Genomic DNA, 13,326 nt, shown 5'->3' with positions numbered 1-13,326 from the left:
TGCAACTGAGCTTTTACAAGCGATCAGCGAATTCTATGAACGAAGAACAGGTACTCGCTCTGGAACGAAGAACCGATTATCCTCGGAGAGCGGAGAACCGCTAACCGACCTCGCTTTGCTTTCTCTAACCAGTTACCTGCTATCCCCGACCACAGTTGAATGAAAATCTTCCACATCGGTTCGAGAAGGTATTTCTTCAGTCACTTTTAGACATCTAAAGAACTTTCTTGACTCACAGGACTAAATTAACTTGAGCTTTGCAGTTAATTACGAAGGCTTCGATGAGATGAATCAAGTATGCTGGCACGATGTTGCATTGACACAGTCGACCATAATTGGGGAGAGTGGAATAATATGAGAGAAGAGTGTTTTAGAGATCACAGAGGAAAGGGTTTTTCACTAGTAGAATTGCTGATAGTCCTTGCCGTTATCGCTGCCCTTATAGCCGTTGTGACTCCTATCGGAATGAACGCCATGCGAAAATCCGCGGCCGTTGCTGTCGCAAGAGACCTAAAGACACTCTCCCAGGCCTTCGCAAACAAAATCTACCTTGACGGAGAACTACCCCAGACAATAAACGAACTCGGAAGGAATGTTGATCCTTCTCTGTTTGGGGCTGCGTGGAAGATTGGCGAAGATGGCGAGTATAACTACTTCGTATTCACAAATCGTGAGGCTGATTTCGAGACTGTCTCCAGTGTTCTTGTTGATTCAAGGCAGGGAATCCCATTCGGAGTAGATGACTATGCTTTTCTTGATAATGGACTCGGAAAGGAATCTATGAACTCCAGAACTCTCTACTATAAACTTCTGGGTGCAGGAACAGTAGCGCCTCTTACACCTTTCGGTTCGACTTTCGCAGAGATAAGTATTGGGTTCGTGAACCTAATCAAAGGGTTCTTTGAGAAGAACGGAAGATATCCCAGAGATTGGAAAGATAAGGCAACCGGTGTCGATTATAGGTTTGAAGATCTATCTCTCAACGCTTCTTTCTGGGCTAGCTCTTTTGAAGGCATAGTGTATAAACCGGCGGGAAGACTCCTAAGAATAATGCCTGATGAGGATCACAATTTCCACTTCAACTTTCTAGATTCATCAGAGAGATCAGTCCTAACAAACGATCTCAATTGGGACCTTATATACAATATTGGTGACACTAGTGCCGACATCGGTTACTGGTATCTAAACTCTATTCAAGGAAGAAAAGTCGATATTACAACTCTTCAGATAGTAAAAAAGTGATTTCACTCGAAGAAGAGGAAAAAACCATCCTTCGAAAGAGCGGGAGAGCAAAAACCCGTCCATAGTCCAGCGTCCAAGACCGTGGATCCGTCCTTGGAAAGAGCAAAAGAGCGGTTCTTAGTTCCGACGCTTCGTGTCCACGTGTACCGTTCTTGGTAAAGGCCAGAGGCGAGAGGTGTGAAGAGCGCAAGGATCTTGATCTTCTGACCTCTAACCACACACCCCTAACCTCTGATCCACCCACGCGGCGACTGGCGGTTCAAAGGAGGGGATCCCGGATCGGGGTCCGGTATGACAGTATAAGATCGGTTCTTCGTTCCGGAGCTAGGAGCTTTGTTATTGGTTCAGAAGAGCGTGAGAGACGTCCGTTGTCCTACGTTCTCCGAAAAGAACACGGCCGCTCTTCGGCTTTTGATCTGAAATCCCCTCTGGGAGAGGGGTGGCGGCATGCTCCTGCCGACGGGGTGTGTTTTCTCATGAGCGAATCGAATGTCTCGACAATGCTTTTTCTCTCCACTCTCAACGCTCCACTCTCCACCGATCTTCTGCCCGCGAAGCGATACTGGCGAAGGCGAAGCCTTTACTGGCCGTTCTTTCGCTCTTGCGAACCAAGAACCTGGACGCGCAGCGTCGGAACGAAGAACTTGGGCGCAACGCGCCGGAACTGCTCTTACGCTCAATAGAGAAAACCAAGAAGATAGAGTGGAAGGACATTTCCAAATCCCGTTTCAATTCCATCTCTCAACACAATGCCGTTTGGAACGTCTCTTAGCTGTTTCTTGCCTTTGTGGGCACCACCAATTTCGAATACTATCTCCGTATCTTTTAGGCTCAAAGCGAAGTCTCCATTTTTCGGCACGCAGATTCCAAGGTGACTTACTTGAGAGACAAAGAAAGCCTCTCTTATCGTTCCCATATTGCTTTCGAGATTCCATTGCGACAGTCCCAAAGCGTAGTAGATGTTCGTCTCACCCAAGAATACTTTCGAACCACTGCGGAGTCCCTTCAAGCCTCTACCGCACGGCGGGACTCTTCTCAAAACTCCCGCCCTCTCCAGTGAATCAAGATAGGCATAGAGTGTTACCTTACTAATTCCCAGATCCCGAGAAAGCGATTCCGGAGATATTGAAGGAACTACACTGGTGGCCACAAAGGCAATGATCTTCTTGGCTACTGAGGCCGCCTCGCCCCTAAGTGAATTCTCCTGAACGACATCCTGATAGATCGATTTGTCCAGAACATTCAGCAACCTTTCGTAATAAGAATCCGAAGCGATCCTGAAGGGATAAGAGCCAACTCTCAGATATTCCCTGAATAGCTTCAGCGGCTCAAATCTCAGCATCGTATTGCTCATCACTCTATGGTTTTGTAGAAGCTCTTCAGGTGACACTGCGGAGAAGTCGCTCCCGGTCTCCAGATTCAAGAACTCCCTGAAAGAGAGGTGCTTCAATTCATGCAATACTGCCCGTCTTGAAAGATCTGCCGTTCCCATTAAAACCGAGAACTTCGAGCTTCCACTGAAGTAGATCTGCTTCGTCGGATGAGCGTCGTATAACGCCTTAATATCGTTAGACCAGCCGGTTTGCCGGTGAGCCTCGTCCACAATGAGTGTCTTCCCTCCGATCTTGAAGAAAGCATCTCCTATTGCATAAATACTTTCCTTCAAAACCAGAGGATTGTCTGCCGAGATATAGAGGCAATCGACTCCTCTCTTCTCAAGAATCTTCTGGAGAAGCAGCGTTGTTTTGCCGCAGCCGCGCGCACCAACAATTCCAAGAAGACGGTCTTCCCAGTTGATCCGGTAATAGGCATAGCGCTTGAAAGACTCGGGAGTTGATGAGAGCATTCTTTCGTGGATCTCGAAAAAAGGTTGAAGATCTATCATCTCGCACCTCCATTAAGTTCACTATATTGTACCACATATGGCTTTGTAGTTAAGTATGATGTACTTAATTGTCTCTCTCGTCATCAGTTCCAAGTCACCAGAGCAAAAGCCAATAAACTCTATAAGTCTCTTGAAATGCTCTCGGAGGACGTTGGACCGTAACGGACAACGCCGTTTTGAGCAGCGATCAGCGAGTTCACCGTTTTTAAGCGTACAGCGGCTCTTCAGGGCGAGATCCCGTGCAGGTGCATCACGGGATGACCCTGAACAAAACCATTTCAGGGCAGGCTCCCAAACAGAATCCCTGAACAGGAAATCTTCAGGACAGGCTCGTTGGGACAGGCTCATTGGGGCAGGCTCATTGGGGCAGGCTCATTGGGGCAGGCTTATCAGGGCAGGCGCTACGGGAGGACAGAGTCAGTCAATTCGCCTGCGAGCCATAATGCTAATCCCTAACCATAAGTCAGGGAGTTCATGAGAAATCATGTGATGCTCCTTCTCCCATGACAATATTTGCTGTACTTAACTCCTGATGATATTAATCTTAAATCCGCCCTTGAAGGAGGAGCGCGTGTAGCGGCGGAGTTTTTTGAGGGGAAGACGGTCCTCCCCACGTGAGATACGTGATTAAATAATCGTAACTGATACCGAGAATGATATAGTGATATTGTAGTTGCTAATTCTCTCTTTTTGATGTGTCTGCTTCTGTGAAATGGATAGAGATGTTTGATCTTACGAAAGCTGGTTTCGGAATTCAGTTCTTAGTGCTTTGAGTCAACCTCAATGCCTACCAAAATTGTGTTATCACTCTTTATAGCGAGGTGTGTCGATTATGAAACGCGTATCTCTTATGGTTGTCTTAGCAATTGCAGTTGTGATGGTGCTTACCGGGTGCCTGTCGGTTGCGAAAACGAGAAGTCTTGTTGGCGCATGGAACCTTTCAGTTATTAGAAGTGAATCGGAGACTTTCACGGCCTTCATGCAGATATCTACTCACGACAAGGGCAAGCTCTCCGGTTATCTGGGAAACCACATCCATACTGCAAACTATGGAACAATTTCCGGGACCACTTCCAAGGACAACATCTCCTTTCTCTACTCAAGCTATGAGGGAGGAGAAACAATTCAATTTGCAGGCAAGTTCGACTCAGTTGGGATGAGTGGGAAGGCGACTGTTTATATCGACGGCGGCTACAAGTCTGGGCCTCATGACTGGACTGCACAGAGAACGGAATAGTAGGATCGGGCAAAGAGATTCGATTTACGTCCTTTCGGGACTCGATGTTTACATCCAGTTAACAGATAGAGCGCCGAGCATCGTCGGCGAGGGCGGGGCTGCTTCGCTGGACACAATGCACTGAAGAGCATCAGTAAACGCAAGGCCCGCTTCGCGGGGAAAGAGCCGCTTACAAGATAACGCTGTACGCTGTGAAGAGTCGTCCTTAGTCCTTCGTCCCAGATCATGGACCTGTCCTTGGATAAGATCGAAGATCATAATTCCATTCGTGGTTTTTTGCCTTAACCAAGAACGAAGAACAGGTACTCGCTCTGGAACGAACAACGGGTTCTCCTCGGAGAACCGTTCAACGGTCAACCAGGTTCTCTCGTTCTTTCCTACCCCCAACCCCGGTCTCTTGCTTTTTCTTACAACTTGCAACTTGGAACTTCCAACTGATGCTTTTCTTGGCAAACGGAGAACCATTCAACGGTCAGCCTGTTTCACTTTGCTCATTCCTACCGCTGCACCACCAACCGCGGTTTCTCAAGAATCGCTCAAAGGGTTGACCGCTTCTGTTCACCGAACCGCCCAGACCCTATACCCTATACCCTATACCCGCAATTACCGCATGCGAAATTGTTTCAGCATCACGGTCTATGTTTCCAGAGTTCATCCATCCCTCAAACGAGAACCAGTGATCTCTCTCATGGACTTTCAAATGCGGATCCTTGCCAGGGTGTGCCAAGACATCATGGACAAAGTCCGTTGCGTCTGATTGCATAACTTTCATTTGTTTTCTGAATGACCAAGTTCTAGCTCTCGCTCTTGCTTCAGGCCAACCACCATCATCTACCCCTACCCCGCACCAGCTAACTCGTACGACGTTTAAGAGCTCTTTCCGACACCCTAGACCGCACCCGCTACCAAGTACGGGACTTGCGTCACAGCGATATTCTCCTATGTTCCTCGAACATGCACAAGTCTTCTACGTAAAGAACTCCCTTTTCTGCGGCAACCTTTGCAGCCTTTTCGCTCGTTATACCCTTCTGCAGCCAAACAGCCTTTGCTCCCAGCTCTATGGCCTTCAAGGCGACTGATTCCGCCTCCTCAGAGGGTCTAAAGATGTCAACTACTTCAAGCTCTATTCCGTCGGCCACGACTGATTCAAGATCCGGGTATACTTTTAGGCCGCTGTATTCTTCCATGCTCGGATTAACAGGTATCACGCGATACCCCTTTTCAATAAGATATGTAGGAACGTAGTTAGCCGCCTTTTCCGGATTCTTTGAGAAACCCACAACAATAACTCTGTTGAGGGTCTCGAGAATTGTTTTTGCTCTCTCACGGTAATTCAAAGAACAACACCTCCAAGTATTATTAAAGCTATTCCTAGAAGAAGAGAGAACCAGAAGAACCAGTTCCCAAACCTGGTATATAGGGTGGTCGTTACCCTCGGAAGATACTGGAATTCGCCAACAACATACTCGGCCGTCAGTTCCTTCGAAGTGGGCAGTCGCTTTACAATCCTGCCATAGGGATCGATTACCGCTGAAATCCCGGTGTTGGATACCTGAATCACATATCTTCTGTTTTCTATTGCTCTGGCGATGCTTTTTGATAGATGTTGTTGAAGAGCCGTCGATATATTGAACCAACCGTCGTTTGTGGCAATGACGATCACTGTTGCACCGTTGCGAGTGAGATTTCGCGAGACATTGCTGTATAGAGAGTCGAAACAGATTTGTGCTCCTATCCTGTGCTCATCTACGGAAAAGATTGTGAATTGTTGGCCTGGATTGAAGTAGTCGAGGAACTTAAGGAAACTGAAGAGTCCAAATACTCTTGGCCATGGGAGAAACTCAACAAAGGGAGTGAGCTGGACTTTAGCGTAGAATTCATCTGAGAAGCCCTCTCCATCTACAAACCTAACCTGATTGTAGTTGTTATCGTTGTATGTGGGAAATCCCACCAAAATCCTTAAGTTGCGTTCGCTTGCAATCTGTTGAAGCTGCGAGCCGGTTGAATTACTTCTTATATCGCTCATGAAAGTTGCTTCCGGCAAGATTACTACGGAACCTTCGGGAATTTCTCTCAGCGCTCTCGAGACCACTCTCAAGGTCTCGTCGGGAGGCTGGTAATACTTCATGTGCATGGAGATATTTGTTTGAAGCGCGTAAAGTGTGCTTTCATATTTGTCGGAAGAATACGGAATAGGCACAAAACTACTCATCGCGGCATTCGCAAGAGCCACGAAAGCGACAGAAATGACAATCAATAAGGCTCTGTCTCTTGTGCGTTCCATGAAGAGATGAGACAAGTAGTGGTTGACAAAGACTATTATGAAGACAAGGAGTAGCGGTCCACCAACCGCAAGAAGCTGAGCTATTCCCAGCTGTTCGTTTAGAAGAGCGTCAGATAGCCTCCCGTTCGTGAATCCGAGTGGGCCTATCTCCCTGAGATGCTCTGTGACTGTGAAAAACGATGCGGCAAATAGGCTGAGAAGTACAGGATACCTTTCGAAGAACCTTTGATACAACCCGTAGATGAAACCGAAAGCAAGGAAGGGAACTGCGATTACTACACCCATCAGGAAATATACTACTATTCCGATGAAGTTTGGGAATGAATTCAAGACTTCCGGAACATTCACGGTTAGGACAGGTAGTTCCCAGTAGTGGGTTATGAGCAGATAGACGAAACCCCAGACAAAGGCCTTCAAAGCCCCCTTCAGCGGAGTTACTTCCTTCATGGAGATGAAGAACGGGATAAGTGCAATCCAAATCAAGTAACCCCAAAGCATGCCGGGCATCGAAAGCGCAGTAAGGACTGCTGAAAGGAGAACTAAGGCCACTATCGCTCACCCCTGGTTGCCAGGATTCTCTCTATTGCCTCTGCCACACCGCCGTTATCGTTATCTCTTTCAGTCACCAGTTTTGCGTGCCGCTTCACCTCGTCCGGCCCATTTGCCATTACCACGGGTAATTCGGCCTCCTTCAGTATCTCAACATCATTGAAATTGTCGCCAATATATGCGACGCTTCTCCAGCTCAGCCCAAGATATTCCAGTATATGTATCAGGCCATTTTCCTTTCCCACACCTGGTCCGAAAAACTCGTAGAAGGCGTGCTCTTCAACATTGTCGTTCTTGATAACGGTTACGTTCTCGAGGTGAGAATTCGATTCATTGAGAAGCTCCTGAATTCTGTCTTCTTTGCCTTCAAGAGCGATTTCAGGAATACCTTCATCCTTGATCCGCATTAGCGGATTATCTTCAAACATCATCCTATATCTGTTGTTACTGTAGTATCCTCTGTATGGAGAATCTGAAGGTTTGGTGGTGGAAATATCCGGGAGTCTGAAGAAATCGAAGAAGACAAGAGCGTTAAGGGATTTCTCCAAAGCCTTTTTGAACAGGAATCTTGCTTTGTCCGCTTCAAGTAGTGATTTTGAAATTACTTCAGTATTCACTCCGTGACCGTACGTCACTAGAGCGCCATTCTGATAAGAAATGGGTACGTCTATGCCAAGTTGCTCGGCGTATTTGTGGCCCGAAACATAGCTTCTTCCGGTGGATATGGAGACTGCTACACCCATATCCAGAGCTCGTCTTATCGCATACTCGTTTTCAAGTGGGATCTTCTTCTCGCTGTCGAGGAGAGTACCATCCAGATCAATCACAATGAGCCGAATCATCTTTCAACCTCCAACAATCTACTACCTGAAATGTCTCTAATCTATTGTTTCTGGACTTCACCCACTCAACTTCTATGGGGAAAGCAAACTCCGGAGCCAGTCTCCCGTTTAATACCCATCTTCTTGCCTCTCTGCTATTATAGAGCCCTGGATTGGCCGAAATCTTGAGGACTGAAGGTCCTTCTACCCATCTTACTTCATCAATCACGTCTATGTCCAGAAGTGAGCTCTTGATTCTCTCCCTTATTTCTATTGGGGGAAGTGGACAGACGTTAATTAAAGCGATGTTTCTTGACAGGGGACCGATCACTTTTACGTTAGCAAGAGTGTGAGTGAAATCCTCGAGCTGATCAAGTAGAACTTCATTCGCAATAGCAACCGAGTATCCGTGATAAGCCGGGTTCGCCATAATCTTTAGGAGATGCTTCAGCTTGCAGCCTTCCCTAACGGGCGCTTCTCCAATCTTTGGCACTTCGATACCAAGGTAGCTCAGCGCATTCTCTATCTGTTTCTTTGTCCATTTCCTCAAGGGAGCGTAGAATCCATCCTTGATGACGATCCCTGTCTTTCCCCAGGTGTCCGATTGGTTGGCACCCGTCGCAACAAGACCCAAAACTCCGGATCTTATCGCCGGTAGCTTCGCAAGTCTAGTGCATCTATTGCACGAAGGACCGTCCTTCCAGACCCTTTCTTGGGCTTCGTATCCCGGCGTGAATTCCAGCCTGAGCCTCATTTTGTCTGCAAGGGAAGCTACTATTTCAAGACCTCTGCTATATGAATATGGTCCGAAACATACGTTTACAAGCTTCACCCTTTCCCGTCCAAGACCCCTCGAAGCCAGCACGGCCACAAGAGTAGAATCCAAACCCCCTGAAAACGCAACTGTAAGCCTGCCGCTTTCAGTGAGATCTCTTATTTCGTCTATAGTCTCGTTTACTAGTAATTCGATTTGCTCACTCATCTGTTCAAGTATAACGCAAAGAAGGCGGCAAGTGCCGCCTTCTTGTTAACCGGAAGCTATCTCAGGAGCTCTCTTTTCTTCTTCACAAGGAAGGATGCTACGTGAATGCCTTTTGTTCCGCGTCCGAATCCGGCATCCATTCCACAGGAAACGGCCAGATCATTTGTAATCTGGGTTCCACCCGAAATGAAGATCAATTTGTCTCGTACGCCCTTTTCTATAGCGAGCTGAGAAATCTTCGTCAAATTGCTTACGTGGACTTCGTTGTGAGTGATAATCGTGGAGATAAGAACTGCTTCGGCACCGGTTTCTATGGCCGCATCAATGAACTTCTCCGGAGGAACACTTGTACCGAGGTAGGTGTACTTGAAGCCGAACTTCTCAATTCCTCCGTGCTTAATATCTAGGATCTCCCTTATTCCAACCGAATGTTCGTCGTTGCCGACCGTCCCGGCCACCACCCTCATTGGATGTCCTTCGACGAAGGAAACGATCTCTTCTTCGGTTAATAGATCAGGCTTCTCAGGTAGTTTTAGTGAGCCTCTCTCTATCTTGAACGGGACCTTTGCTTTTAGCTCAAGATAAGTCCCCTCAATCGGATGGAGGATGGTCTTGCTTATGACTGCTGCTTCTACAAAGCCCATCCTCTTCGCAATCTCAAGAGCTGCGGCCTCGGCATGATCGGGGTCATCGGGGATGGTCAAATCTAGCTGAACCCAACCGTCGCCCCACCATTCGACCTCGGGAGATATCAGACCTTTCTCCCTGTCTTCCAGTTGCTGAGCGATTCTAAGATTAACGTTATCGGATTCATCGAGTTCGTCTATGTACTTTATCTTTGATCTGTCATGCAGGGTGCAACCACCTATGAGTTCATCGGGCGATTTGATTCCCTCAGGGAGATTGTTGTATCCGAAGTGCTCACATACGGGGGCAAAGTATTCAGCATCCCTAGGAACAACGGTGCCGGCACCGATCCCACCGTCCTTCGGTCTCGCAATGCCGTCGCCATTGCGCTCGGGGTACTGTCCGTTATCAACAAAAAAGCCCCTCTCGGCAGCTTCAAAGTATCCGCCTGCTTCCAGTATCTCTTCCATCATTAGGATGGCGCGCATCTTCAGCTCTCTAATCTTTGGTCTCACGACCTCTTCGTTGATCTGGAGTAGGTCTTTGATTCCATCCAGAGCCAAGAGAGCATGTTTTGCGGTTTCGATGCCCCTTATGGAGTTGACATGCCACGGAACATTTCGACCTTCATCGGGAGTTATGGTGGACTGGATGTCTGCTTTGGTTAGTCTCGAAATCAGAGTGTCTAGCACATGAATTCTTGTTGCATCCATCAAGTCTGATTCGATATATCTGGTATTCATCTGAGCCCTAAATCTGTAATCTTTGAATAGTTCTCTCAGAGTTATTGCGTAGATAAAGTTCAGTTTGAACTCCGGGGCGGGAGAGACAACAGGGGGAACCGTTGAGAGAGCGATCAAATCTTTCTTCATCCCCACCTTTACAGAGAAAGCGCAGTTAATCGCATGCTGTACGAGGAGTTCGGGCATGACTTTCCATGCTCTCTTGGCAGAGGCATTCGCGTTGTGGGCGCCATCTATTTGAAGCATATCAACGCTTGCCATGATTTTCTTGGCAGCTGCCGCATCGACAAAGGATCTCACAGGATTGATTCCTCTGTAAAGAACGTTGTACTGAGGGTCCTGATGAGCGCCGTTGACACCTTCCTCTGCGAAGAGAACAGCGATTTCAGGTCCTGCCACTCCACTAATATAAGAATGGAAGTTTATCGGTCTTCCAACTTCTTCTTCAATGGCGTCCAAAGCTTTTCGAGTAGCTCTAAGCTGTTTTCGTGTGATAGGAATGCCTCCTATCCCTTCGGGTGTTCCTTCAATCAGACCGTCAATATGACTCTGGCCTAGTGTCCTTATAACCATGATATGGTCGGCACCATGCCAGGCAGCCATTCTCATTCTTCTGATGTCATCTTCAAATCTGCCGGAGGCAATCTCGGAGGTAATGACGGGATCGGGTTGCGGATCAATGTTCTCAAAATAGTGCGCGGCCGGTAGTCCTATGCTGTTCTTCAACGGTTCGGAAATCTGATCATATTGGAAACCATCGACTCTCGTTCCTTTGGGCAGTTTCTTTCTCCATGTCCAGCCCTTTCTTCTCGGAGCATAATGCTGCAGATCCTTAAGAATCTCCTCGACCTTCAGCTTTTCGTTAACGGGCAGCACTTTCCCCACCTCCTCTGAAGAAGGTGACAAGTTCTTCCCAGCCCTTTCCTGTTGCAAGATCTTCCTCAGCTTTCTCTAAAGGTTGTGACGTCTTCTTGGCGTATGAAAGGACAAGATTCCCGGCACCCTTGCCAAGGAGACCAAATTCAACGGCCTTAGCGACGATAGCCCCGGCCTGAAAACTGTCCAGCCCCATCCGCAAAAGTACTGAACGCTCGATCGAAGGACTCGTGTTTCCTTCTGCTAGTTCTATCAGCGGCTCGACGATCTTGTCCGCAAGCTCCCAGAACCTACTGTCTAGATCCTCGTCTGAAAGGTTCTGCAGGTGCAGGCTTCGCTTTTCAAAATCATCAGTTCTCTGAATCGACATTAGCACTTACCTCCTTAACCAATTCCTTGACTTTAGCTACATCAGTCTTGAGCTCTTCGGATAAGTATTCGTAATCGCTCTCGATCAATGTAACCTCCCGTCTAATCAGTTGTTTTATATAGGATCTCCTTAAGTCTGTCATGTTCACTTCTTTGTAAGCAATCTGAGAGTAACTCTCAGGGATAGATATTGTCTTGCCCGGAGCATCCAGGGCTAAAGGGTCTCCCCTCACAATCTCTATCCCGTTTTCTCTAGCAAAGGTCAATTGTGCGCTGGGTAGCTTACCTGCACCTGTATATTCGGTTTCCTGGACTACTATTGTTTTGTCTTCGGGTAGTTCTCTGGCAAGAGCTATAGCTGCTGTCAGACTCGTGTTACCTGCCGGACCTCGCTGAAGGCCCTCAAGTCTCGCAAGCATTTCAGTAACATAAAATACTTCTCCTTGCGTAACGAGAAGGTACCTGTCCATGTATCTCAAGGCTCTTGCAGCATTCCTTGGAACATCTGATCTATCCGGGAGAACAGCAAATGGTATTCCAAATCCAGTGTGACCGGTGGTAAAGGATTTCCTGTTGAAGTCTCTATTGCTCGCCATGTGAAGACCAGAAAGATCGACGCTGACTCCAACGACTTGTGTTTCCTTTGCGCCTGCCTTTCTAAGACCTCTGGCCGTTCCCGTGAGATTGCCTCCCCCGGCGTGTGTAGCGAGGACGTAATCAGGATTCATTCCGATCATTCTATTTGACTGTTCCACAATCTCATATCCCAAAGACTCGATGCCCGCAATCGCATAAGGTGTATAGAGGGACGCATTGAAGAACCCAGTTTCCTCAAGAAGAAGGAGGAAGTAATAGAAGAGCTCCGGACCGACCGTAAGCTGGGCTACTTCTGCTCCGTAAGCTTCACAGGCGCGAGCCTTCTCGAGAATCTCAGGTTGACCTTTGCCTTTGCTGTCATAACACTCCTGAACAACGATGCACTTCAAAGCCCTTTTCATAGATTGAGAGGCAACGGCAGCTCCGTAGTTTCCACTAGTCGCGGCGATTACGCCTTTGTAACCGAGCTCCTTTGCCCTTGCAACACTCACTGATGCACGCCTGTCCTTGAAGCTTCCCGAAGGGTTAGTCGCCTCGTCTTTCAGGAAAATCCTAGCGCCCTTGCCCGGTTCACTGATTGTTCTTACGAGTCTCGTGATATTCTTGAGCTCAATCAGAGGGGTATCCCCAACTCCGGTTTCTGACTGAATTTTTCTGATCTCCTCAATAGGGTACGAAGTATCTCTCATGAGCGCTTCGTAGTCGAAGGCAATCCCTTCGAGTTCGTATTTGTCGTAATCAACTCCAACAGATGCCTTCATTATCTCTTTTCTTCTCGCCATTACTGATTCGTATGATCTATTCTGCATCTCTATCGCCACCAGTAAGCCATCGAGTTAGTTCAATTCCGGCCTCAGAGAGTTCGGGAATGTTGTCTCCGAAGTTGTGTTCATGCGTGGGCTCGACGCATTCAAGTTTTCCGTGAACTCTTCTCCCCGAGGCGGTTTCTACAGTGACCATTTCGCCGACTTCGGCCTTCTCTTCAATGAGAAAGCCCCTGATTCTCAGTTCAAGAGGGACGTTCTTCGTGTCCTCGGGAACGGAGGGAGCTCTCTCGCCAATATCGAGGAGGATCCGGTGTATCTGGACCCACTGCCCCTTGATTGCACTCATA

At 47.7% G+C, this 13,326-nt stretch carries 11 protein-coding genes; 2 read left to right on the top strand and 9 right to left on the bottom strand.

The window, feature by feature from the left end; all coding sequences use genetic code 11:
* The first annotated feature begins 354 nt into the window (after positions 1–354).
* Positions 355–1,242: a type II secretion system protein gene (locus B3K91_RS12655; RefSeq protein WP_292595328.1), complete on the top strand. Its 888-nt coding sequence runs from the start codon at positions 355–357 to the stop codon at positions 1,240–1,242.
* A 676-nt stretch (positions 1,243–1,918) separates the two neighbouring features.
* Here the strand turns inward: B3K91_RS12655 and B3K91_RS12650 are convergent.
* Complete coding sequence (locus B3K91_RS12650; RefSeq protein WP_292590067.1) at positions 1,919–3,127, bottom strand: ATP-binding protein; 1,209 nt, start codon at positions 3,125–3,127, stop codon at positions 1,919–1,921.
* Positions 3,128–3,959: 832 nt separating this feature from the next.
* Here B3K91_RS12650 and B3K91_RS12645 point away from each other — a divergent pair.
* The gene (locus B3K91_RS12645; protein ID WP_292590065.1) at positions 3,960–4,364 is read left to right on the top strand and encodes a hypothetical protein; all 405 of its coding nucleotides are present in this window, start codon (positions 3,960–3,962) and stop codon (positions 4,362–4,364) included.
* A gap of 923 nt (positions 4,365–5,287) precedes the next feature.
* Here B3K91_RS12645 and B3K91_RS12640 read toward each other — a convergent pair.
* From B3K91_RS12640 to ortA, 8 genes are read right to left on the bottom strand one after another with little or no spacing between them, the layout of a single operon-like run.
* Complete coding sequence (locus B3K91_RS12640; protein ID WP_292595326.1) at positions 5,288–5,701, bottom strand: CoA-binding protein; 414 nt, start codon at positions 5,699–5,701, stop codon at positions 5,288–5,290.
* Positions 5,698–7,197 (bottom strand): apolipoprotein N-acyltransferase, encoded by a 1,500-nt coding sequence (gene lnt / locus B3K91_RS12635; protein ID WP_292593031.1) that lies wholly within the window; start codon positions 7,195–7,197, stop codon positions 5,698–5,700. The genes B3K91_RS12640 and lnt overlap by 4 nt, the downstream gene beginning before the upstream one ends.
* On the bottom strand, positions 7,197–8,039 hold the full coding sequence (locus tag B3K91_RS12630; RefSeq protein ID WP_292593032.1) for a Cof-type HAD-IIB family hydrolase: 843 nt from the start codon (positions 8,037–8,039) through the stop codon (positions 7,197–7,199). The genes lnt and B3K91_RS12630 overlap by 1 nt, the downstream gene beginning before the upstream one ends.
* On the bottom strand, positions 8,017–9,000 hold the full coding sequence (locus tag B3K91_RS12625) for an ExsB family protein (protein WP_292593034.1): 984 nt from the start codon (positions 8,998–9,000) through the stop codon (positions 8,017–8,019). The genes B3K91_RS12630 and B3K91_RS12625 overlap by 23 nt, the downstream gene beginning before the upstream one ends.
* Positions 9,001–9,056: 56 nt before the next feature.
* Positions 9,057–11,246 carry a D-ornithine 4,5-aminomutase subunit OraE gene (oraE, locus tag B3K91_RS12620; protein WP_292588604.1) on the bottom strand — a complete coding sequence of 730 codons (2,190 nt, stop codon included), beginning with the start codon at positions 11,244–11,246 and terminating at the stop codon, positions 9,057–9,059.
* Positions 11,233–11,616, bottom strand: a complete 384-nt coding sequence (locus tag B3K91_RS12615) for an ornithine aminomutase subunit alpha (protein WP_292593037.1) — start codon at positions 11,614–11,616, stop codon at positions 11,233–11,235. The genes oraE and B3K91_RS12615 overlap by 14 nt, the downstream gene beginning before the upstream one ends.
* The gene (gene ortB, locus B3K91_RS12610) at positions 11,597–13,021 is read right to left on the bottom strand and encodes a 2-amino-4-oxopentanoate thiolase subunit OrtB (RefSeq protein ID WP_214078085.1); all 1,425 of its coding nucleotides are present in this window, start codon (positions 13,019–13,021) and stop codon (positions 11,597–11,599) included. Before ortB ends, B3K91_RS12615 begins: the two co-directional genes overlap by 20 nt.
* Positions 13,011–13,325, bottom strand: a complete 315-nt coding sequence (ortA, locus tag B3K91_RS12605) for a 2-amino-4-oxopentanoate thiolase subunit OrtA (protein ID WP_292593041.1) — start codon at positions 13,323–13,325, stop codon at positions 13,011–13,013. The genes ortB and ortA overlap by 11 nt, the downstream gene beginning before the upstream one ends.
* Position 13,326 lies beyond the last annotated feature (1 nt).

The organism is Mesotoga sp. UBA5847 (assembly GCF_002432735.1).
Taxonomy (GTDB): domain Bacteria; phylum Thermotogota; class Thermotogae; order Petrotogales; family Kosmotogaceae; genus Mesotoga.
The sequence above is the reverse complement of the archived record's forward strand: the minus strand, read 5'-3'. Positions and strand labels throughout refer to the sequence as shown.

Excerpts from the sequence above, each read along its gene's own strand:
- B3K91_RS12655 (WP_292595328.1), top strand. The coding sequence starts at position 355 with ATGAGAGAAGAGTGTTTTAGAGATCACAGAGGAAAGGGTTTTTCACTA.
- B3K91_RS12650 (WP_292590067.1), bottom strand. The coding sequence starts at position 3,127 with ATGATAGATCTTCAACCTTTTTTCGAGATCCACGAAAGAATGCTCTCA.
- B3K91_RS12645 (WP_292590065.1), top strand. The coding sequence starts at position 3,960 with ATGAAACGCGTATCTCTTATGGTTGTCTTAGCAATTGCAGTTGTGATG.
- B3K91_RS12630 (WP_292593032.1), bottom strand. The coding sequence starts at position 8,039 with ATGATTCGGCTCATTGTGATTGATCTGGATGGTACTCTCCTCGACAGC.
- B3K91_RS12625 (WP_292593034.1), bottom strand. The coding sequence starts at position 9,000 with ATGAGTGAGCAAATCGAATTACTAGTAAACGAGACTATAGACGAAATA.
- B3K91_RS12615 (WP_292593037.1), bottom strand. The coding sequence starts at position 11,616 with ATGTCGATTCAGAGAACTGATGATTTTGAAAAGCGAAGCCTGCACCTG.
- ortB (WP_214078085.1), bottom strand. The coding sequence starts at position 13,021 with ATGCAGAATAGATCATACGAATCAGTAATGGCGAGAAGAAAAGAGATA.
- ortA (WP_292593041.1), bottom strand. The coding sequence starts at position 13,325 with ATGAGTGCAATCAAGGGGCAGTGGGTCCAGATACACCGGATCCTCCTC.